Below are 23,155 nucleotides of genomic sequence, written 5' to 3' on the forward strand. Positions count from 1 at the left end.
CTGACTGGCTAGCTGATGTGCTTGCTGATTGGCTCGCACTTGTCGATGCTGACTGACTAGCTGACGTACTTGCTGATTTCGATCTAAAGTCCGAATCCGACACTGGTGGTTTCACTGTATTCTGCGTTCCATCTTTGTAAGTGATTGTTACAGTCCCATCGTCTGATATTCTATATCCTTCATCTCCATCTTTAATACGGTTTGCATCTTTTGGATTGGCTGCTTTTACCGCCTCAAGAATCTTTTGTTTATCTTCTCGAGATAAGGTTGTTGTATTGCTTACTTGAACTGTTGCTGGTACTTGAGCTGGGAATTTTTTTCTTAATTCCCCTTGAGCAACAAGGAAAGCTGGAGTCTCTGTTTCATTACCACTCAAGTCTCTCGTGATAAATTTACGTGTCCAAAAATTACCTGATTCCCATCTTATATCTGCATTATATGTACCAGTAACTTCAATCTTCGCTGGAGTCGTTTCCGTAGCTTCTGTCACACTTGTGATAGAAGTTATCGCTCCTCCTGAGGCATAGTTAGGATCAATAAAGTTTGTCTGAGTAGATCTATTATCTGAAACTTCCAACTTATTGATTTTACCACTGTTATCCTTGGCTTCAGCAATTACACGATATTCATCACCAGCAAATATTTCATACCCTTCAGCTTTTCCTTGACGAACAACTTTCTTCGGTACATCAACCCATTTACTATCTTTATCTTTAATCTGTAACTTGTACTTAATCGTCGGTGCGTCAGTTTCCTTAGTAATTTCTTTAGTCGTTGATGTGCTGAGGGTCTCTGGTCCTCCAGTAGGAGTCGTTACATCTTTAGTTTGCGTAACCGTTACGTTCCCCTTTGGAAGCAAACCGTTACTATCTGCTAATTCATCCGCTCCAAATGTAACACTTGTAGTACCAACTGGTACTGCCTTCGGAGTAAAAATCTTATTTCCAATTCTCAAGCTCACTGTCGCACCTGGTGTCACATCTGTCACAGTAATACTACGGTTTGGAAGACCACCTTTTTTTGTTACTTGATCATCTGCGATTTGTGGTGTCTTTAGGTTGACTTTGATAGTTACAGGGATAGTGACCGCTCTTTCTCTACCACTAGAATCTCTCAAAGTCATCTTGACATTTCTTGTCACATAACCTGGATTCGCAACTGTTGCTGCGTCTGGAGTTTGATTAGTATCCCATTCAAACCCAGTAGGAGCAAGAGCTTCTGGACTTCCATCAACCGGCTTAACAGCTTTCTTGGCATTGGCAATAATGCTTGCAAGAGGTGCTGTATCACCAACTGTTGTTTCAAATACCTGCTTAGCAGTATATTCTAATACAGTGTAGTTAAATGTAACTTCACTTGAAAGAACTGGGTTAGTTGCTGTAACTGCTCCAAAACGACTAACACCATATGTCGCTTTTACAGTATAGGTTTCCTTACCTAGCGTGTCGTTTTTCCATATAGTACTAAAGGTAGGTTGATTTCCTGTTGTTTCGGTAACACCATCCTCTGTATTGTAACGATAAGACCAGTTTGTTCCTCTAGGGAAGGCAGGATTATCCAAGTTTGTATACAGTTGAGTATGCCCACCTATATGGTTATACCCTTTAAGAATTTCAAACTCGCCTGTCAAGCCATTATTCGTCTTCGTTTCAACTTTTGGATAAATTGTATAGTTATACGCAACTTCATCAGTCGTCCCATCTGGATGTGTAACCAGGAGAGTAGCTGTACGATCTCCAACTGTATCAAACGTTGGCTCACTTCCTTTCTTCCACGTAACAGTTGTTCCTGCTGGTAAAGGTTGATTCCCCACTCCACGAACAAAATCCTTTGGATTTAGACTTGCTACGGTTTCGTCACTAATTGCATAAAACTTATCTGCTACTTTCTCAACACCATATTTTACCTTTGGTGGAACCGTAGTAGAAGTACCATCCTTATAAGTGATTGTTACGGTACCATCTGTTGATATTCTATAGCCTTCATCTCCATCTTTAATACGATTCGTATCTTTAGGATTAGCTGCCTTCACTGCCGCAAGAATCTTAGCACGTTCTGGCTCTGTCAAGGAGTTTGGATTGGCAACTACAACCGCATCTCTTGGCTGCGTTCCTCTGAATTTATCCGCCAAACGTCCTTGTTGAATAACAAACTTCGCTTCATCTAGATTAGTATCACTTACATTATCACTTGGATCTATCGCCTTAATGTGTCGCGTCCATTTATGCCCTGAATTATATTGTAAGTCATCTTTGGCTTTACCTATCGTTACCCTTGTGGTTTGATCTTGGTTTACAATACTTTCGATTTTAGTTACAGCACCACTTCCATATTGATTCATTGTATCATCAAAGAAATTGGATAACTCTGTATCTCCCTTGTTAAAGGTAACTCTTTTCAATTTTCCACTATTATCGGTAGCGCTATACTCAACCCTAATTTCATCTCCGGCATAGAAAATATACTGACCTGAAGTATCTTTCTTAGGCTCTTTACCATCAATTGTGACTTTGTATTTTACATGTGGTTTTTCAGTTTCCTTACTGATTTCAACACGTCTTATATCTGATTCCAAAGTTTCATTTGTATTCGTTACAGGGTTTCTAAATTCCTTACTTTGTTTAACTGTTACGTTTCCTCTTGGAAGAAGACCATTGCTGTCTGCAACATCGGTAGAAGGGAAGGTTACATTTCCATTACCATCTGCTTCTTTAGTAAGAGTATTGCCACCGATTGTCAAGGTAACCTGCGCATTTGGTAGAGCATTTGTAACAGTAATATCACGACTCGGAAGCCCTCCTGTATTGGATAGTTGAGCTGATATTTGTGGTGGGTTTGGTCTGACTTTGATGGTTACAGGAACGATTGCATGACTGTTATTCTCAGTTTGAGCTCCTTTGGGTAAGGTAACTGTAACATCTTCCTTTTTGATACCAGGAGTACTGACTGTGCTAGCACCTGGGGTTGTTCCCCATCTGTAGGTAGTTCTAGTAGCTTCCTCTGACCCACTAGGAATCGGCACACCATCTCTAGAATTCTTAATCGCCTTGCCTGGGGCATTAATAATCTCAGTCAAAGGTCCTGTATTCCCAACGGTTGTAACATACTCTTGCTTGGCTACTGGATCAACTACCGTATACTCAAAAGTTGTCTCGCTTGTCAGAGCCTGATCGTTAGCTGATGGAGTTCCGAAGCGACCTGTTGGATAGACAGCTGTCACAGTATAGGTCGTCTTGTGACTTACAGGATCCGGCCAGCTTGAAACCTCCTTGGTTGTATACCATACTTCACCAAACGTGTCTCTGCCAACAGTAGTTGTTCTCTCCGATTCTGTACCATTTAAACGATACTTATAGAACCATTTAACATCTCTACTTTCAGCTTTCAAATCATTGAGATTTGTATATCCCTCTATATTTCTACCATATGGATTAGCCCATTTTCCTCCGCCGACTTTAGCAAGGTCTGATCCTTGCGTTCCTTTAAAGGCAAAGAACTTACCAGCGACTTCATTTTCAGTTCTCGCTTTAACCTTTTCTAAGACAGTATAGCTATACTCAACTTCCTTAGTCTCACTTCCTTTAGTAACGAGCAAGGTTGCTTTTCTCTGACCAGGAGTTGATAAATCTAGGGTGCTATCTTTCCACTTAACACTTGTCCCTGAAGGTAGTGCTCTACCATCACCATCTACAACAAAGTCACGAGCGTTGAGTTGATTCTTATCCTCACCTTCCACGGCATAAAAACGGTCTGATTTGGCTTGATACGGAGCCTTTGCAGTAGCTCTGGTTACAGCTCCATCTGAGTTGAAGTTATAAGATGTAGCTGTTACATCTGTTTTATCTTTAACCGCCTCTTCAGAGATAGTCAGGTGACCAGTCGATTTATCTAAAGTCACACCAGATGGAAGGGGATCAGTATTTTCCCATGTAGTTCCAGATTTTTTAATCGTAATTTGAGTAATGTTAGCAGTTGTAGACGTAGTCGGTGTATAAGATATATTTATCTTATCATTGTCGGTCACTGGACTAACAACTACACTACCATCACTCTTAGGATCAACACGAGGAGCTGTAGCTCTAGCCTTCTCAACGTTTTCAAAGAATACTTCCGAAACATCGACTGAATCGCCACCCTCATCATCTTTATAAATGGTCTTAAGTTGCTTAGTCAATCCTACTTTAGTACCAGTAATCCTAGCTTTCTCTTGTAAATCATTGTGGGCGAGGACATCTTGTTTATCTCGTTCAGATAAGGCAGTCCCTAATCTTGATATATCCATATCCTCAGGCACAGGTAAGTAAACTTCCTTACCATTTAACATGGCTTTCACAGCCATAGTTTCCCCTATACCCGAACCAATTTGATTACTGCCACCTACCCATTCAACACGCTTGACGTTTAAGCGACTTAAATTATCACCTGTTCCTTCAGCAGTGTTTGGAAGAGCTTTAGCAGTGTTTCCTCCTCCGTTAATCTCCCGATTATAATCATTCATGTCATCAGGTTGTACAAATCCTGGGATATCTCGAGATTTATCATCAATTCGCTGGATAACAGATACAGGATTAATATTTTTTCCCTTTAAAACAGTAGCCGTCGTCACTGTCTTATCAATCACAGGTTCATAAACATCAGACTGAGTAACAATTCTAAATGGAAGCGTACGAGTTCCAACTTTAGGAACTGAAACTGTCAATTCGGCTGCTCCCTTAGAAAATGGGATACTTGTAGTATTACCACGATATTGAATCCAAGTAGAACTATCCCCCCTACCTTTAATAGAATAGGTAACAGATTCACCAGGTGATAACGCTGGGATAGCCGTCTCTGTCTTTGTATGTCTATCATAAGCATTGGCTATTCTACCAATATAAGGCCCGTTAACTAAATCTCCCAATCTACCATGTTTCAAAAAAGTGTTTTTGATACCACTTTTCAATTTTAATACATATCTTTCATTCGAACCATTCATTTGAAGGTAATTTTTATGGCGCGAATTTTCCAAAGATCGGAATCCAGCCATATAAAAATCATTGGTATCGCCCGAACTCGTAGTGGTGTATTTGATTTTATAACCACCTCTTTGGAGACTTCCCTTAGGGTGAAGAGCATAAATATTTGCTGTAGCATTTTCAATGCTATCAAAGGCAAAATCTCCCGATTCTTTAGTAGTATCTGATATTTTATCTGTCTGATAATAGACTTCTGGATTATTAAAGGCAAAATCTCTTAGACTCGTAAGATTACCTCTTCCTACCCCTCCTGGTCCGACACCAGCTACATTGTCATAATAATAACCACCTTGGTTATTCCAAGCATTACCTATAGCAGGGCGATAGTTACCGTTTCCTTTATCTATATCTAAGAATGCTTGATGTCCATTACTATTAGCCAAAGTTTGCCATTTAGCATTGGCACTATCTTTTCTAAGGACCTCCATATGTGTAACAGTATGCCCTTTGGGAACTGTAAAGTAGAAAAACGGATTATCGTGTTGTTCACCACCATCATTGAAAGTAACTTCCCAATCGGTCGTATTTCCATGTCTGGTAGAAGTCATATACACCTGATCCTTGATTGTCCTAACCTCAACACGTGTAGGAACATTCGCTCTGCCCGGTGGCTCATTATTCGCCTGTCTCCCTTGCGTAGCATAAAGATAGGTTCCTTCTTTATATATATTGCGAGCTGCAGATGAATGGGCAGTTGCATCATTTTTCGTTACTACATATCCAACTGTAGCTGTGGAGAAACCATAATTTGCACTGGTAGGATCATTTTCAGTTGCCCCACCTGGTGCAACCCTAAAATTAGCCCCTCTCTCCATTGCTTTACCATTTAAGGCGCTACGTTTACCGTTATTAGCACGGAGCACAGCGTTGACGATTGAGTTTTGCGCAGATGTGGCTTGCTTGATAACATCTGTCAAGTCGGCATTTGGATTTTTCAGCGCTTCTTCGATAGCTGTTACAGCTGCATTAACCTTAGCAACCGCTGCTTCTGTATTTGGCAGACCGATAGACTTAGCGAGGTATTCACCCATAGTCGCTGAGATTTTAGATAGACGTTTACGGTCTTCTTGCGCTTTCTTGTTGCTCTCAGCAGATACTGTAGTCGCTACAGCAGCTGTTGTCGTTGTATCCACCAAACTTGAAGTCGTTGATGTGATTTGGCTCAAACGAGTTTCAACTGCTTGTAGAGATGCGAGGCTTTCAGTGATAACTTTTGAAAGAGCTGCGCCAGCTGTCGCATTAGCTGCATCTTCCTTACGAACAGATGTCTCTTTGTTTGAAGCTGTTTCTGATGCTACTGGTTTTGCAAGTTCAGAAGTTACTCCAGCTTGTGATTGAGAAGCACTTGTTGAGGCTGACTCAGATGCACTTGTACTTGCACTTGCAGAAGCAGATGTACTGGCTGATACAGAAGCACTTGTTGAAGCACTTGTTGAAGTACTTACTGATTGGCTTTCACTTTCTGAAAGATGCTTACTTGCATTCTTGGAAGCTTCCTCAGACAAGGATTGGCTTTGGCTGACAGAAACTGATAAGCTGTCGGCTTGAGCCCCCTCCTGATCTTTTACTGTTCCCAAAGTTACTGTATCTGTATTCGCAAGTGTTTCCTTGGCCTCTACTGTCTTTTCAAGGGCGTCATGGGCATAAACAGTTGTTTGTGTTGCAACTGCTCCTCCAAGTACCGTCCCTGCTGCGGCTATCCCTTTCAGGATATCCAATCCTGTTAGTGTATTTGCTGATTGCTCTTCGATCATTTCAGTTGTTACCTGAGCAGCATCTACACCACCACGCAAGACTTTAAAGAGACCAAATTGAGAGGTCGAGGCACGCAACCAATGCTTACCTGACTTGATCAACTTGAAACGGGTCACACGATCCGTCTCCCTATATTCACCTTTTTGTCTTCTAAAAAACATATTTAACTCCTTCTTCTAAAAAAGTATTTTTCCCTAATTATATTCTACTTCTTTGAATATATTAAGTCAACTCAATATAAGCTCATGATAAAAAAGTTTTATTATTCAATTCTATGTATAAGGCTATCTAACATTGATATTTCCATAAATCGAACCACGCCAAAAATAGTAATAAAATCAGCAAATCGCTTTATTCAATATATATATATCGGAGATAGTGTGTATATTTTCGGTATAAAACTAGTAAAACAGACAAAAAACTTCAAAACTGTATACAACTCGCTATGCTCTTTCTGTTCGTAGAGCCACGATTTCGCTATCCCTTCCTCCCTCTACTATCTCATGATAATCAGACTTTGGAATCGCTATTTGGTTCACCGGTAGCAGGTGCCCACGGAGGACTTACACCTCAGATGAACATCATGACCGTCGTACCTAAAAAATCACTCCCTGACTAGGCGAGTGATTTTTGGGCTACTGTAAAAAAGAGTTCTGAGTAATTTCCTTGAAACAGGTCTTCAGCGCTATAGAGGATCTGACTATGCACAGATGAAAAACCGTGCTGAATTAGCTTGTTTTCCAGTTCAGCCAATTCAAATCCATGATGGTTAGCTTCTGTCTTGGTAAAATCAGCAAGTAGGAGTTGTCCATCTTCCCTCAAATGTTGATGAAACAGTGAGAGAGCCGCATCCAAATCGGGCATATGATGAAGAACCCGACAAACAACAATGAGATCAAACTCTTGCTTCAAGGGATTTTCCAATAAATCTTGCTCCAAAAACTGGATATTCTTGATGTCTTGCTGCTCCGCTTTCAAGCGAGCTTGCCCCAGCATTTTCTCAGAAATATCTACAAGAGTAACGAACTTAGCTTGATGGGCTAGGGGCAAGGCTAATAGACCCGTCCCTCCACCGAAATCCAAAATTTCTTTGTCTGATAGAAAATCAATCTGTTTCTCGACTACTTGACAAACCAAGTTTGCAAGAAAGATATTTTTAGGGGAATCAAAAGTTTCTGCTTTGTGGTTAAAATCATGTTTCATATTTTTAGTTTAGCACAAAGTAGTTTGATTGGCTAGAAATTCCCTTTCTTTTCAAGCTCCTCTTCTGATTTTTTCTTCTCCACTTTTTCGCTTGAATCGGTCGCTACCTTTTCCTTTTTCTCTATTTTCTCTTCTTTGATTTTGACTGAAGGAAACAGAAACTCATATTGACTCTTAGGTGTACGAACCGTCGTCACCAAGCCAGTTTTCTTGTTTTGATAGCTTACCTGACCTAGATTAAAGACCTGTTCCCCACTTTCCTTATCAACCTTATCTTTGGTTCGCTTGGCCATAGCAAACGCAATTAGTTTTTCTTTGTTTAAAGTATAGTCTCGATGGTGGGCGACTTGTCGGTTCAAGTAAAATTGTAACAAAAGACTAAAGATGGCTGCCATGGTGACTGCATAGAGGAGGACTCCTGCCTTAACTTTTTTCTTTTTCCACACGATAGATGAACTCCCTTTCTAAGCCTTTTTGGAACTGAAAATGAAAGCGAACCAATTGATTGTCCTCTGTAATCTGAGCTGATTTGAGGCCATAAACCATAGGCTGATAACCTCGTCCACTGGCATCAGTTTTTCGAAAATCATCTGATTTAGACTTACCTATAGAAATATCCTTGCCATCCTGCTTCATATAGAGGCGATTGCCCTCCACTTTTTCAAACTGTGAACGATCTAATTCTGCCTCCAACTGATCCACAAATAAGAGCCACTCTTTTTGCTCACTTTGCTGCTGATAGCGAATTTCTGAAACGAGGAGCTGACTCATGGCTTGAAAGAGGAGTAAGCTTCCACTGATGACAATAAGGGTAATCAGGGATTCCAACAAAGTGAAAGCCTTGACCTTATGGCTCTTTGATAGCCAACAACTGTTCTGAACCATGGTAGACCTCCAATCCTTTTTCACTAGAAAACACCTGAATCTCAACTCCGTTGATGTTTACCTGATTTTGACCTGTTTGCAAGGCCATCTTAGCTACCCTCAGGACTTCTTCCTTTTGCAAAATTTTTGCTTCTTCTTGCCTATTTTTTTGAATTTGTCCCAAAAGAAGAGTTGCAATGCTAGCAAAGATAGCTAGAGCAACTACTGCTTCCAGTAAAATCACTGCCCTAATTTTTTGTTTCCTTAATGCGTTTAATTTTCCCATTTCCTAGATATAATTGATAGCGAATCTTTCCTTTACTGGTCTGAAATTCAACCTTAGTCAGGGACGAATTGCCCCCAGCTCGGTCAAATGTGATACTTTGTCCCAATGGTGCTTGAATTCCTTTAGGAACTGTCAGCTTTTGACTGTCATTGCTAATGGTTTGTCCGTCTATGCTCAAACTTGTCTTTTGCTGACTGGCTACACTGCGTTTTTGGGTTTCCCGATAGAGTTCTTCAAACTCCATAAAGAAAATCTGCTCCTCTACCGCCGCAAAAGTAGACTGGACAGAGCCTGATAAGCCCAAGGCAAGGATACTCACAAGACCCAAAACCAAGAGACTTTCCAGCATGGTAAAGGCCTTAATCTGAAACACTTTGACTGGTACCTTGTTTAGCATGGTATTCTTTATAGGCTTTAGCCTGTTCTTCTGTGATTCGCCCATCTGCTTGTAACTTACTTAGGCTAGCATCTTCATTTTTATCCAAGCTATAAAGCTCTGCCTGACTTTCTACCACCTTAACAACAGCAGCTTTTCCTTTGTCATTGACTGCTTCTTTTTGCTTGGTCAAATTAGGTACAAAGAGCAAGAGAAGCACGCTGATGATTAAAAGGACCACTAACATCTCTACCAGAGTGAAAGCTTTAACCTTAGCTTTTTTCAAGAATGTCATCATTTTTTTCATTTTAAAAATTTACCTCCATATTTTGATACATGGGCATGAGCATTGCCGCATAAAGTAAAACGATAATCAGAGCCACAAAGATAAAGACCAGTGGCTGCACCAAATTCATGGTGCGATTGACTCGGGTAAAAAAGGATTCCCAAGTTTTTTCAGCATAGATTTCCAACTCACTCCCCAGCTTAGACTTGACTTCCCCATACTCGATGATGAGACTCAATTCCTTCCTAAAGAAAGTATAGGTTCCTATCGTCTGAGAAAATTCCTGACCATTTTGGAGAGCATGAGCCAGATCTTGACCGATTTCTTTAAAGAGTTGGGAACCTTGTTCCTGCATGATCTGAAAAATCTGCGTCAACTCCATCCCCTGCGAAATCATATTCCCCCATTCACGCGCATAATAGGCTGTCAAATAGGTCTGCACAAAGATTCCAAGAAAGGGAAGGCGTGCTAAGATAGAAAAGACGCGCATCTTAGAGCTTCTTTTATAAAAAGTTAGTGCTAAAAGGGCAAGTATGGAAACAACCCCTACCATTCCTAGAAAAATTTGTGGCAGATTGCCAATGATTTGAGTCGCAATATTGCTACTATCCAGTTGTGGGAGTAGGTAGTTCCGTAGCCCCAGCATGATTAAGAGAAGAAAACCTAGCAAAATCAAGGGATAGGTCGCTACCTCAATTAGTTTTTTCTTGACCTTGGCAAGATTGTCTAGATACTCTTCTATCTTTCCCAAACTCAGGTGAAGATTCCCATGAACTTCCGCTAGGGATAACTGAGTGACAATGGCACTTGAAAATCCCAAACTTTCCATCATTTCTGAGAATGATTTTCCCTGAGACAAACCCGTGCACATCTGGGTCACACACTGCTTGTCTAACAAAGCACTCCTATCTAAAAAGGAGATAGTTTCCACCAGATGAAAACCGCTGGAAAAGAGATTGTTAAACAGGGTGATAATATTTTTTTGCTTAGCTGTAGCTAATTTTTTCCGTTTCAGCCTGAAGACTTGTGATATGTCCGTCTTTAAGAAGTTGGTCAATCTGCTCATTCCAGCTAGTTGGCTGGTGTTCTTGATAGTCTTTGTTTGCAAAGTCAACGATTCCTCCTCCCCCGATTAATCTCTGGTAGCAGACTCCTTGCAGAACGACTGCTAATTCCTCCTCACTCACACCCAACTCCAGTAGGCGCTCATAAACACCTCGAATACTCTTGGCATGAATGGTTGAAAAGACTGTCGCCCCTGTCAAACTGGCTCTGACCACAGCACGCGCCGTCTCGCTGTCTCGAATTTCTCCGATAATCAAGAGATCAGGACGATGACGCAAGGAAAGTTTGATGAGATTTTCATAGGTTAGTCCAATCGCCTCATTCAACTGCAACTGGAGCATGTCGTCCTGCTTGATTTCGACAGGATCTTCGATGGACATGACTTGCTGTCCTTTAAAGAGGGACTTGGCCAATTCATGCATCAAGGTCGTCTTGCCACTGCCGACCGGACCAGCAAAGAGATAGAGACCACGTTGCCTATACTGCTTACCCAGTTCTTCGATATCCTGAAACCAAAAATGCAAATCCTGCTCCTCATCATGCAACAAGCGAATGACTAAACTCTCATGCCCTCTATAATCGCCTACAGTAGACAAACGTAGGGACGCCATCTTCTGGTCATATTCATAATCACAGGAACCAAGTTGACTACGTCTCTTTTCTCCAACATTCATACCTGCCACAAACTTAAAGTGACTGATGACGGCCGCAAACTTTTCAAAATCATAACAGCCGATTTTACAGCGCTCGTCTCCTACCCTCATATGAAGCTCATAGGCGTCTAACTTGGGGACAAAATAAATGTCTTGCGCCCCTTTTTTCCGAGCCGAACGAATGATTTCTTGTGCAATTTCTTGAACCATACTTACCTCCTCACCTATACTATTCGCAAAGATTTGGGAAAATAAAAAAAGCAACTCCAAAAAAGTTACTTTTTCTCTATTTTAATTTCATACGGCAAGAACGGTGCCTTTCCTTACCTGTTTGTTTTTCATAGCCTGGGCGTAGTTTTTCATCTGGAATAACCTGCTCATCCTGTAAAAGAGCCAAAGAATGGTATTGTTGTAAATACTCGTCACATTCATCACACCAGCGTTGGTCTTCTGGATCCCAAAAAATGGTCATCAAATCACTTCTACTTTTATAAAGAGGGGATTCTTGCTCCAATCGAAACCAGCAAGTTTTGTAGTATTTGAGAGCATCATAATACTGGTCAAATTTTCTACTTGCTACAATATCTTCTTCCCAACCTTCTAAGAACCACCACGGTTCAAAATCTCCGTACATTTCTATAACACGATACATATTCATTCATTCCTTTGTACCGTATATTATAACTAATTCCGCCAAACAAGGAAAGAAATATGCTCATTTCTTAATTTTTTGATAAAAAATCCAGCCATCTTATGATGACTGAATTTCTATTTGCTTATGTTCCAAAATGTTTTCACTACTTAAGCTTCTGAAATATCGTTTTCGATAATGACCTTGATGGCATGGTGGTCTGCTGCCTTACTGAAGACTTCATAGGCTTTTTCAATTTCACTGAGTTTGAAATAGTGAGTTACCAATTTTTCTGGTTCAATCTTATGACTTTCAAGTGCTTTCAACAATTGTGGAGTGGTATTTGTAGATACCAAACCAGTTGTTACATTGATGTTGCGAATCCAAAGTTTGTCCAAATCGAATTCGACTGGTTTACCATGCACACCACAGTTGGCAACTGTTCCGTCTACACCGATAATCTTTTGACAGAAATCAAATGTTGCAGGAATACCAACAGCTTCGATAGCGACATCCACACCACGTCCATCTGTCAAATCATAAATTTCTTTAATAGCTTTTTCAGGGTCTGAAGAATTAACCTTATGAGTCGCACCAAATGATAGGGCAGTTTCCAAGCGGTTATCGTCTAAGTCTACCATAATCAATTTAGCTGGTGAGTAGAACTGAGCTGTCAAAAGAGCTGCTAAACCAACTGGACCTGAACCAATAATGGCTACACTACAACCAGGTTCTACTTTCCCTTTTAAGACACCAATTTCATATCCAGTAGGCAGAATGTCTGATAGCATAACCAAGGCTTCATCTGACAAGTCTTCTGGAGTGTGGTAAAGAGTGTTATCTGCATGAGGGACACGTAGATATTCAGCCTGCATACCGTCAATCAAGTGACCGAAAATCCAGCCCCCTTCGTCTTCACAATGGGCATAAATTCCTTTTTTACAGTAGTAGCATTTACCACAGGCACAGACACAAGAAATCAAGACCTTGTCGCCTTTTTTGAAATTCGAAACTCCTTCTCCAACTTCTTCAACAATCCCAATCCCTTCGTGACCAAGAATGGTACCACTTTGGCAAGCGGGAACATCCCCTTTGATAATATGGAGGTCTGTTCCACAAATAGTAGTTTTTACGATACGCACAATAGCGTCTGTTGGCTTGCGAATAACTGGTTTGTCTACATCAACAAAAGAAGCAAGTCCTGGTTTAACATAAGTATAGGCTTTCATAAAGCACTCCTCCGTTTTTTTATTTGTACTATTTATAATATAATTGTAATCCTTTTCATTTGTTTCTTCAAGTATTTTTGTGATTTTTTTAACTTTTTTATTTACCGGTAAATTAATATAGATAAAAAAGCAGAAGCTAGTCTCTAACTTCTGCTTTCCCTCTTATGCTTGATAACGTTTCACACCGTCTAGATAGGTTGCTACCAATTCCAAATCTTTATCTAATACGATAAAGTCCGCATCATAGCCTTCACGGATTTGGCCACAAACATCATCAATGTGAACAGATTTTGCTGGGTTAAGGCTGGCCATCATGACCGCTTCGTGTGGATTTGCAATACCCCACTCGACTACATTTCTCATACCATCTTTAAGTTTGAGGATAGAACCTGCCAAATTACCAGTAGATTTGAGACGTGCAGTTCCATTTGCTACTACAACAGGGAATTCTCCCAACATATAGTCACCGTCTTCAAGCCCACCAGCTGTCATACAGTCCGTAATAAGAGCGATGTTTTCTGTCCCCTTTTGCTTAAGTAAAATCTCACAAGCTTTTGGATCTACGTGATAACCATCACAAATCAATTCTGCGTAAGTATGTGGGAGCTCATACATAGCTCCTACCATACCTAGTTCGCGGTGTGTTAAACCACGCATCCCATTATAGGCATGTACCCATACACTAGCTCCAGCATCAACTGCCTTCTTAGCTTGCTCAAATGTCGCATCTGAGTGTCCAAGTGCAACTGTCACACCTTCACCTGTAATAGTACGTACAAAATCTTCCACCCCATCACGTTCTGGTGCAATAGCGATTTTATTTAGCATCCCTTTTGCAGCATCCTGCCAAGAATGAAACTCCTCAACACCCGGGTCTCTCATATAAGTTGGATTTTGTGCCCCCTTAAAAGTTTCTGTGAAATATGGACCTTCATAATAAATCCCACGAATCTTAGCACCTGTTGCTTCTTTATAATGGTTTCCAAGATTTTCAGTGACTGCAAGCAATTGCTCATAAGTGGCTGTTAAAGTTGTGGGCAAGAAACTGGTAACACCGGTACTAAGAAGTCCTTCACTCATAGTATGCAATGTACCTTCAATGTTGTTGTCCATCACATCTACACCTGCATATCCATGAATATGAGTATCCACAAGACCTGGTGCAATGCTATAACCAGTATAGTCAAGAACCTCTGCTCCTTCAGGAATTTGATCCACATGTTTCCCAAATTTGCCATCAACAAGTTCTAAGTACCCACCGCGACGAATGCCAAATGGATAGAAAAACTGATCCGCTTTAACGTAATTAGGCATAATAATGACCTCCTTAAAAGATTACTTTTGATATTTATTATGTCAATTACATTATAAACCTTTCTGATTCATTTGTAAATGGTATAGACCTATTTTCTAGAGATATTTTAAAAGAGCTGGATTTCTCCAACTCTTCTCTTTTTAATACAAGTTATTTTGATTTGACTGGCTTGTCTTGAGCTGTTTGCAAGGCTGTAGCAATGGTCTCTGCATACAATTTTGCTCCGGCTTCAATCTTACTATTGTCACTTCCGAAATGGACTTGGTCTGTTCCTGTCCAGATCTCTGGATGTTCCTTAGCAACTTGATTCCAATCAGCAATGGTGATATAAGGAGTCTTCTCTGCCAATTCTCTCATATAGGCAGCAGCCTTCTCAACGATGGCATAGGTCTCTTTTGTTTTATCTCCCTCATAAGGAGTCACCAAAACCATATGGTGGCCCTTAGGAAGATTTTTTACGATACTGTCCCAATCTTCCTTGTAATTTTCAGGATTATTTACCCCTGTTGCAATGACCACCATCTTAGGTAAAAATTTATTCTGGCTATTATTTAGCATGATTTCATCAGCAGTCTTGGTTGTTCTGCTGACCTGCGCGTTAATCTGTGCTCCAGGAAGGGCTGTCTGCAGGGCTGTATTAGCTCTTAGAGCCACTGAGTCACCAATTAACATAGTACCATCAGCAATTCCCAAACTGTTTGCATCTGCCCGTTCTGTCATCACCTTGGTTTGGTTAATATTTGTTGCAGCTTGCTTCAAACCATTGACAGTTAAGTCTGTCTCAAAAGCTCCCACTTGTGGTGCCAACAAAGTCACTAAGAGGACAATGAAGGCCAAGATTCCTGTACTTGTTGCAAGAATTGCGTGAATATAAGGCAGGGGACGAAGAGTTTGTAAAACAGGTGTATTCTTGCCTACAATCCACGGCTCCAATACATAAAATGAAAGACTGGCAAATCCATAAGAACAAATCAGAGTCAGTAACACAGCAAGAAGATTTGAGGTCAACTGTGAGAAAATGATGTAGAAAGGCCAATGGAAAAGATAAACCGCATAGCTAGTATCCGCTAAAAAGCTAATTATCTTTGGCTCCTGTACGTTAGGAGTCTTTTCATGTAAGACACGCGCTGCCAATATCATAGTAAGAGCTGCAAGACTGGCAAGCAAGAAGCCTATAAGATAGGCAAAGAGATAGGTAAATTTGACAAAGAAGGTCAAAATGAGTAAGAAGCCAAAACCGCCTCCAAAAACCAACAGGGTCTTTCGTAAATCCCAGATTTTATTCAACTGCTTGACGAGGGAAGTCGTCTGACGAACGCCTACAATCGTTGCTAGGATACTTCCCAAAAAGAATGGATAGACATGAGTTAAACTGGAGAAGTAAACAGAGGAATAAGAGGTTACTAGAAAACTACCAATAAACATGGAGAAAAAGCTGATCAAGAAGGCAGTGGCAGATAAAAGAAAGATCATCCCCTTCAACTGACCATTTGATTTAGCCTGTTTAGATAAGAACCAAACTGCCAATCCCCAAAGAATATAGTAGTGAACCTCAACGGCCAAGCTCCAATTATGAACAAACAAATGAGGAATGAACTGTGATTCATAACTCCCACCTGTTAGAAGTTCATAGAAGTTGGTCATGAAACCTAAAACACCCGCAATCTGACCCCCAATTCCAGCCACATAATCTTGGCGAACTAGAAAGGTAAAAGGCATGGTTACCAAGACCATCAAAACCACAGGTGGCACAATCCGATAAAAACGTCTCCTAAAAAATCCTATCAAATCAATTTCATGATTTTTAGAAAATTCTTCGATGAGTAGAGCTGTAATCAGGAAACCTGAAAATGTGAAAAAAACATCTACCCCGAAAAATCCTCCAGGAAAGATGGTCTGAAAGAAGTGATACAAGAGTACAAAAAGTAAACCTGTAATCCTAATCAAGGAAAACCATTTAATGCGCATACGAGTTTATTCTTCCTTTCATTGTACACTTTATTCTATCAAAAAAAGAAGAAAAATCCCAAGAGAAAACTTAGGATTTTTAGCTTATATCAATTCCATTTTAGAAATTACGTCCTGACTTATTATAGCCATATTTTTCCACAAAATACTCACGAAATTCCAAGAGATTGTCATCCATGATGGCTTGTCGCACTTGCTTCATCAGGTTAAGCAAGAAGTAAAGATTGTGGTAGCTAGTCAAGCGAATACCAAAGGTTTCATCAGCTTTGAGCAGGTGACGAAGGTAGGCGCGTGTATAGTTCTTACATGTGTAGCAATCACACTCAGGATCCAGTGGTGTAAAGTCCTCAGCAAACTGGGCATTTTTTACAACCAAACGTCCCTGACTGGTCATACAAGTCCCGTTACGAGCTATTCGAGTCGGCAAGACACAGTCAAACATATCCACCCCACGAATGACCCCATCAATCAAGCTATCTGGCGCTCCCACACCCATCAAATAGCGAGGTTTGTTTTCAGGTAGCAGTTGAGTTGTGAAGTCCAAGACAGCATTCATCTCTTCGTGGGTTTCTCCTACTGCCAAGCCACCGATAGAGTAGCCTGGGAAGTCCATGCTGACAAGGTCATGAGCCGATTGGCGACGAAGGTCTTCAAATCCTGCCCCTTGCACAATTCCAAATAACCCTTGGTCATGCGGACGACGATGAGCCTTCAAACCACGCTCAGCCCAACGACTGGTACGCTCGATTGATTTCTTAACATAGTCGTATGGTTGATAAAACTGAGGACATTCGTCAAAGGACATCATAATATCTGAGCCTAGATTGTTCTGAATAGAGATAGCTTTTTCCGGTGATAGAAACATCTTAGAACCATTGAGATGGTTTTTAAAAGTTACACCTTCTTCTGTGATATTACGGCTATCTGCTAAGGAATAAACCTGAAAACCACCACTATCTGTCAAAATTGGTTGGTCCCAATTCATGAACTTGTGGAGACCACCTGCGCGTGCGATGAGTTCATCTCCAGGACGAAGCCAGAGATGATAGGTGTTTGACAGGATAATTCCCGAACCCATCTCCTTCAATTCTTCAGGCGACTGAGTTTTGACAGTGGCTTGTGTCCCAACTGGCATAAACATAGGTGTTGGGAAGGTGCCGTGGGGAGTGATGATTTCTCCCAGACGAGCTCCTGTGTGTTTTTCTTTCTTAATCAAACGGTATTTGATTGGTGAATCTGACATTTTTTACCTCCGAAGCTGGGAAAGACAGTCCCAGTTCATACTTTGTGCCCAAGGGCATACTGTATGATTTTATCAAAAAAAGCTGGAACTGTCACGAACTATGGTATAAAGAATTGGTATTTACAAATACTTTCCGTTATTTGTCAAAAGTTGGGTTTTTATTTATTTTCCTTTAAAATCATTTTCATTAATTGCTGTCATTTTTTTAAATCGTATTCATCTTCGTATTCATTTTCATACCACATTTGCCCGTATAGTTGAGAAGGTTGTAATTTAATTCTAATAGTTTACAAAATGATCAGTGAGTAATTTCACTGTTTTTTATTTTTGACAAAATTACTATTCCTCCGAAAAGATGATTTTACGAATTTGAAATGCGTTTATTGGATTTACATTTCTTGGATTTTAAATCCAACCTTTTTTAGACAAACAAAAAAACCGCAAGCATGAGCCTGCGGTAGATACACGTTTTAGAAAAATTTTCCTTTCATTTTATTTTTTTAATTATTTCGTAGTGATCAAGCCATCAGGCTCGACTGTGAACTCTGGTTTGTCTGCCATTGTTCCATCTGATTTGAGGTAGTACCAACCTGTGCCATCTGCTGATTTTACAAATGCATTTGATACCATTTCTCCTTTTTGGTAATCGAGATAGTATAGGTGTTCCTTATACTTAACCCAACCAGTGGCCATCTTACCGTCTTCTTTGAAGTAGTACCACTTGTTACTGATAAGCACCCATCCTGTAGCCATAGCGCCATTAGGAAGTAAGTAATACCAGTATCCGTCTGAATGCTTGTGCCATGTGTTAGCTTTCATGTAGCCGTTACTATCGAAGTAATACCAGACATTATCGATCTTCTGCCATTTGTTTATTGGATAAGAACCATCTGCATTGACATACCACCAGCCAGTTGAATTTCTCTTCCAACCTTCTTGGTTGCCTTCTTTCGCAAGCATTTCTTGGACGGTTGAACCAAGGGATTGATAATGTTTGATTTTAGCAATAACATAGTCACGCAAGCTATCATTGTAACCACCATGCAATTCCAGAGAACGAGCAGGGCATGAGGTACTTGAAAATTCATTATGGAACTTGATGTTTGAATAGTTCGGAGTATCACCATAATAGGTCATATCTTCGGCCATTTGTCGCAATACCATGTTTTCATTTTCAATGAACTCGGCATCTGTTGCATTGAGTTGCTGACAGACTTCATAGCTGATAGAGTTCATGTTAGCATCATAGTTAGCAGCGCTCCAAGAACCATTGTAAGTATCTTCAACGCGAGCGATTGCATCACTAGTAATGTAGTAATGAGCGAATCCAAGTTCAGACTGGCCATTATCATACCGTGACTGGAGCCACTCTATATAGCTCTCAGGGGTCTTTCTTCCAGCATCATTGTGCATGACGTAGTATTTTGGCTTCTCAGTTGGACGTGAACCTGCAATTCCATTAAAAATTGTATTATTGATGATTTTGACCATGTCTACTGCTCCTTCCACGCATCATTCATTTCTTTAACCGATGCCTCGACAAATGTATCAAGTTCCTTGTCAGTCATACTAATGTTATATTTGCCAAGTTCAGCACGGATTTTAGCTCGTGCTTGCTCCAGCTTCTCTTCGCCCTTGTACCCAGTCTCAGAAGCGACCTGCTCCACGGCATTTACTGCGTTCTTAGCCAAAATCTCGACAATTTTGACAGTCTTTTCACCACCCTTCTTAATAAGGTAGTCTTTGACTGCCTTGACTGCAATGCCAATCAAAATGACTAGGATGCTGATTGCTCCGTTTGTGATGATTTCGTTAATCTGTTGCATTTATATTTTCCTCCACAATTTCCAATGCTAGAAATTTTTCATACAGTACCTTGATGGCTCCATTTCCACCAAGCTCGACATAACTTTCGTAAAGACGAGACAATTCCTCAATCTCATGCTGATTGGTATTGCCTCGTCTAATTGCTTTTTTTAGGTTTTCTTGCAATCGAAAACGCTGTAATCTTTGAAGACCTTTTCCAATAACACTCAATCCTTTGCTATTATCTTTGCCAATGTTCTCAACGTTTGAGACTGTCTTTTCAATAGCGCTAATTTTGTCAGATAAGAGACTGATTTACTTGTCAGTCTCTTTTGTATTCTGCGTGCTTTTAAACGAAAAATAGCTAGGAATGATCACGATTAGAATCGGACTCAATTTATCCAGAAATGCTAGTAATTCCAATCAGACCACTTCCAATCTACTGTCCAGGAACTCTAGTGGTATCAAGATCACTTCCATTCTTTTGGCCATCCCACTTCCAAATCGCAAGAAGGCCATTTTGAGATGGTCCACCTTCAAGTTGTTTGAGAGATTCGCCTTTGTAAGTGAAAGCCTGATTTGTCTGAATCAAGACACGCTTGCCCTCGCCATTCAATTCAGCGTGTTCAGGATCTTCAACGACAAACATATCACCTGGTTGATAAGCCTTGCCTTCCTCAACAAGTGGGAAGAGTTCGACAAGTTCCTTGTAGGTTGTTCCGTAGGCGATTTTTTCACCCATGATAGAATCTTGAGCCATCACTCGCACTACTTTATTAATGCGGTTCGCAAATGCTTCAAGGTCATTTTGCTTCGCTTCTGCTTGACTCAATTTCTCTTGGGTTTGTTCAAGATTGGCTTGAGCTTGAGCTACTTTCTGCTCAGCCTCAGCCAGTTTCTGTTCTGCTTCTTGCAGTTTAGCCTGTGTTTTGACGATGGCACTGCCTGGATCTAGCTCAGCTTTTAGGATATCCAGCACATCTTGAATCAAAACATCTTCTGGTTCACTTGTGCGATCTCCTGAAAGTTCGCGCATGTTCGTGCTGTAGCGATTGCCTTCTGATAAACGAATTTCAACTACTGTCTTGATATTATCTCCAAATCCTCGAGTATAAGGCTTGCTTGCTAGTTCATAATTATTAATTGCCATTTGTCATTTTTCCTTTCACTTCTTCAAATAACTCTTTTAGAGCTGGGTCGTATTCTAGAACCTCTTTCATCGTATGCAATTCGCTTGCTGCATACAAATAAAGAGCTTCATTCTTAGCTGATTCTTGCTCACTGACTGCTAGCTTTTTAGTCAGTGAATCAAGTGTTAACTGATTTACTACTGCGTCCATGTTGCTATTCATGCTATTGTTTTCTCCATTTTTTCTATTTTTTGATTTAATTCTTGGATGGCTTTAATTAGGTAAGGTACCAATGCAAATGTGTTGTATGTATAAACTCCATCTGGACCCTCACGAAAGGCGTCTGGAGCGTACTTCTGCACATCTTGAGCCATGATACCGCATGAGATATCCTCTACCTCATTATTAAATTCTTTTCGGTAACTATACGTTTTCAAACGATTAATAACATCAACCCCTGAAACACTACTCTCTTGAATGTTTGATTTAAGTCTGCGGTCAGAAGTATCGTTCCAAGCTGGGAACCAATCTCTGGCACCACTGGCTTTTTCCAGATAAAAATAATCTTTACTGCTTCGTCCAATCTTCTCGTATTCACCAGAATAAATCCAAACACCACTATCATAACGAATTCTTCCTGTAACTTTCAAGTCACCGTGAATAACTGGTGTGCTCCAAAATTCAGCGGTGTTGTAACAGAACATCTTGCCGTTGTTTTTTACAAACCAAGCCTCAGTACCTGGTGAGCTCCAAGAATACCCCCAATTGACCCATAGTGCAGTACGACCACTGCCACCTTCACCATCACCTATCCCGACAGCAAATTGATTGCGACCGGTTATCCAACGGCCAGAACCTGAATTGTGAGTACCGATCTGGAATCCACCAATCCAGCCTTTATACCCCTCAAGAAGAGTAGATGATACAATGACCGATTGAAGTTGGTTTATAAACGCAGTTTTAGAAGCAAGCGTGTTCGTGAAGATATCGCTTGAAACAAAACGTCTTGCCATGGCCATATCCATGACTAACTTATCTGCTGTAATTGAATTGGACTTCAAAACCTCTGTGTTCAAGGTCGCAAAGTTCCCTTCACCGACGAATAATCGTTTGAAATAACCGTCAATAGCTGTCAGTTGATCAGCTAAGGTCTTACCTTTGAATCGAATCTTTTCAGCTTCAACCAAAATTTGATTGTTCGTCGCATTGATTTGAGAAACGATTGAACCTGCACTAGTTAGATTCTGAACAGCCCATGAGCCAGCCAACTGTCTTTGGACGGTTTTCACAGCTTCAAGAGCATCATTTGGTGCTACTGAGTAATCAGATGGAGCTGATCCCTGTTCTACTTTTATCAAACCATCATCGTACATACGAGCTGAGAATCTGACGAAATAAGCATTCGTTGGTACAGTGATTTGATTGATGTTGTGTTGTTTGCCTACAGTTTTTTTATAAGCATTTAAGCCTGGTTTACGGTTATCAATAGGATTTTTGTTTTTATCGAAAAATTGCCAAGCGGTCCAAGCCATTCCATTCTCAGGAAGAGTTACCCAGTGCTGGAAAATAATTTTTTCATTTGGGTTCACTGAAATGAAATCGGATGTAACCTCCTTCTCTGTAGCATTCGCTACGTTAATGATTCCATTATTCCCTAAAAATCCTTTAGTGAGAGTTGAGGTTAAGAATAAATTCTGATGTTCCGCAAATGCCTTGCCAACTTCAACCTGAAACAGCTGATTGGTCATGGCCATACGAGCAACCTTATCCGCAATTCCATTTTCAGTATTGCCCAAAATCCGCTCGTAAAGCTGACTGGTTTCCTTTACACGCTGGAAGTCAGTCTGGTTGGCTTTACCAGAAATCAGTGAGGTGATATCTGCAAATCTACCATCAACTGATTTCTTGTAGTTAGCAATTTGAGTAGCAATCGAACCATTTTGTGGATTCGTGATAGCTTCGAACTTGTTCTCAATAGTTCTTACAGTTTCCTGATAAGTCGCTTTGCCTACATAGTCCTTCGTTACCAGTTCACGTACAGCCGTCGCTTGTTTTGCGCTTTCCTCACGAGCATAGCTCTGTAATGCTTCCTGTCGCTGACCGTCTTTGTTGACATATTCCTGAATAGCTGATAAATCGGTTCGCAAGCCCTGAGCTGTCCGCTCGAAGGTAGCCTTAGCTTCAGTGATAAGCCCATCAGTGTCCTCAACCGCTGGACTCCAATCTGTCGCTAGAGTACCTTTTTCAAGTTTAATCCTACGCACAGAATAGTTATTGTTTCCAGCGTCGTCATACAAGGCCATCTCTCCCCTCGAATAACGAGGGTCATC

20 protein-coding genes are annotated in these 23,155 nt (G+C 40.6%); all 20 read right to left on the reverse strand.

What is annotated here, in order from left to right; translation table 11 throughout:
- Window positions 1–6,931: accessory Sec-dependent serine-rich glycoprotein adhesin (locus SMSK564_RS09220; protein WP_000466189.1), on the reverse strand; the 6,931-nt coding region annotated here is incomplete at its 3' end.
- 454 nt (window positions 6,932–7,385) lie between these two features.
- Entirely contained in the window at window positions 7,386–7,973 is a 588-nt protein-coding gene (locus tag SMSK564_RS09225) for a class I SAM-dependent methyltransferase (RefSeq protein WP_000679791.1), read from the reverse strand.
- 32 nt (window positions 7,974–8,005) lie between these two features.
- Window positions 8,006–8,419 (reverse strand): competence type IV pilus minor pilin ComGG, encoded by a 414-nt coding sequence (gene comGG / locus SMSK564_RS0102610; protein WP_000265627.1) that lies wholly within the window; start codon window positions 8,417–8,419, stop codon window positions 8,006–8,008.
- Window positions 8,397–8,858, reverse strand: coding sequence for a competence type IV pilus minor pilin ComGF (gene comGF, locus SMSK564_RS09230; protein WP_000250518.1), 462 nt, complete (start codon window positions 8,856–8,858; stop codon window positions 8,397–8,399). Before comGF ends, comGG begins: the two co-directional genes overlap by 23 nt.
- Entirely contained in the window at window positions 8,821–9,123 is a 303-nt protein-coding gene (gene comGE, locus SMSK564_RS09235) for a competence type IV pilus minor pilin ComGE (RefSeq protein ID WP_255260766.1), read from the reverse strand. The genes comGF and comGE overlap by 38 nt, the downstream gene beginning before the upstream one ends.
- On the reverse strand, window positions 9,086–9,520 hold the full coding sequence (gene comGD / locus SMSK564_RS09240; protein ID WP_000933093.1) for a competence type IV pilus minor pilin ComGD: 435 nt from the start codon (window positions 9,518–9,520) through the stop codon (window positions 9,086–9,088). The genes comGE and comGD overlap by 38 nt, the downstream gene beginning before the upstream one ends.
- Window positions 9,483–9,806 carry a competence type IV pilus major pilin ComGC gene (gene comGC, locus SMSK564_RS09245; RefSeq protein ID WP_000738639.1) on the reverse strand — a complete coding sequence of 108 codons (324 nt, stop codon included), beginning with the start codon at window positions 9,804–9,806 and terminating at the stop codon, window positions 9,483–9,485. Before comGC ends, comGD begins: the two co-directional genes overlap by 38 nt.
- A 1-nt stretch (window position 9,807) precedes the next feature.
- On the reverse strand, window positions 9,808–10,851 hold the full coding sequence (gene comGB / locus SMSK564_RS09250) for a competence type IV pilus assembly protein ComGB (protein WP_080554204.1): 1,044 nt from the start codon (window positions 10,849–10,851) through the stop codon (window positions 9,808–9,810).
- Complete coding sequence (gene comGA / locus SMSK564_RS09255; RefSeq protein ID WP_000249544.1) at window positions 10,772–11,713, reverse strand: competence type IV pilus ATPase ComGA; 942 nt, start codon at window positions 11,711–11,713, stop codon at window positions 10,772–10,774. Before comGA ends, comGB begins: the two co-directional genes overlap by 80 nt.
- A 76-nt stretch (window positions 11,714–11,789) precedes the next feature.
- Window positions 11,790–12,155, reverse strand: a complete 366-nt coding sequence (locus SMSK564_RS09260; RefSeq protein WP_000286413.1) for a DUF1033 family protein — start codon at window positions 12,153–12,155, stop codon at window positions 11,790–11,792.
- A gap of 149 nt (window positions 12,156–12,304) precedes the next feature.
- The gene (locus SMSK564_RS09265) at window positions 12,305–13,363 is read right to left on the reverse strand and encodes a zinc-dependent alcohol dehydrogenase family protein (protein WP_000649458.1); all 1,059 of its coding nucleotides are present in this window, start codon (window positions 13,361–13,363) and stop codon (window positions 12,305–12,307) included.
- A 162-nt stretch (window positions 13,364–13,525) separates the two neighbouring features.
- Window positions 13,526–14,677 (reverse strand): N-acetylglucosamine-6-phosphate deacetylase, encoded by a 1,152-nt coding sequence (nagA, locus tag SMSK564_RS09270; RefSeq protein ID WP_001134549.1) that lies wholly within the window; start codon window positions 14,675–14,677, stop codon window positions 13,526–13,528.
- Window positions 14,678–14,828: 151 nt separating this feature from the next.
- On the reverse strand, window positions 14,829–16,646 hold the full coding sequence (locus SMSK564_RS09275; protein WP_001220859.1) for an acyltransferase family protein: 1,818 nt from the start codon (window positions 16,644–16,646) through the stop codon (window positions 14,829–14,831).
- Between the two features lie 100 nt (window positions 16,647–16,746).
- The gene (tgt, locus tag SMSK564_RS09280; protein ID WP_001285237.1) at window positions 16,747–17,889 is read right to left on the reverse strand and encodes a tRNA guanosine(34) transglycosylase Tgt; all 1,143 of its coding nucleotides are present in this window, start codon (window positions 17,887–17,889) and stop codon (window positions 16,747–16,749) included.
- A 504-nt stretch (window positions 17,890–18,393) separates the two neighbouring features.
- A complete protein-coding gene (locus SMSK564_RS09285; RefSeq protein ID WP_000238871.1) occupies window positions 18,394–19,380 on the reverse strand; it encodes an N-acetylmuramoyl-L-alanine amidase family protein in 987 nt (328 codons plus the stop codon).
- A 2-nt stretch (window positions 19,381–19,382) separates the two neighbouring features.
- On the reverse strand, window positions 19,383–19,715 hold the full coding sequence (locus SMSK564_RS09290) for a phage holin (RefSeq protein ID WP_001186135.1): 333 nt from the start codon (window positions 19,713–19,715) through the stop codon (window positions 19,383–19,385).
- A complete protein-coding gene (locus SMSK564_RS13705) occupies window positions 19,702–19,926 on the reverse strand; it encodes a hypothetical protein (protein ID WP_000111032.1) in 225 nt (74 codons plus the stop codon). The genes SMSK564_RS09290 and SMSK564_RS13705 overlap by 14 nt, the downstream gene beginning before the upstream one ends.
- Before the next feature lie 208 nt (window positions 19,927–20,134).
- Entirely contained in the window at window positions 20,135–20,845 is a 711-nt protein-coding gene (locus SMSK564_RS09300) for a hypothetical protein (protein WP_000996833.1), read from the reverse strand.
- Entirely contained in the window at window positions 20,835–21,047 is a 213-nt protein-coding gene (locus tag SMSK564_RS0102615) for a hypothetical protein (RefSeq protein ID WP_001087651.1), read from the reverse strand. The genes SMSK564_RS09300 and SMSK564_RS0102615 overlap by 11 nt, the downstream gene beginning before the upstream one ends.
- The coding region (locus SMSK564_RS09305; protein WP_029690314.1) for a tail fiber domain-containing protein at window positions 21,044–23,155 on the reverse strand (2,112 nt) is incomplete at its 5' end. The genes SMSK564_RS0102615 and SMSK564_RS09305, both read right to left, overlap by 4 nt.

It is taken from the genome of Streptococcus mitis SK564, assembly GCF_000148525.1.
Taxonomy (GTDB): Bacteria; Bacillota; Bacilli; order Lactobacillales; family Streptococcaceae; genus Streptococcus; species Streptococcus mitis_H.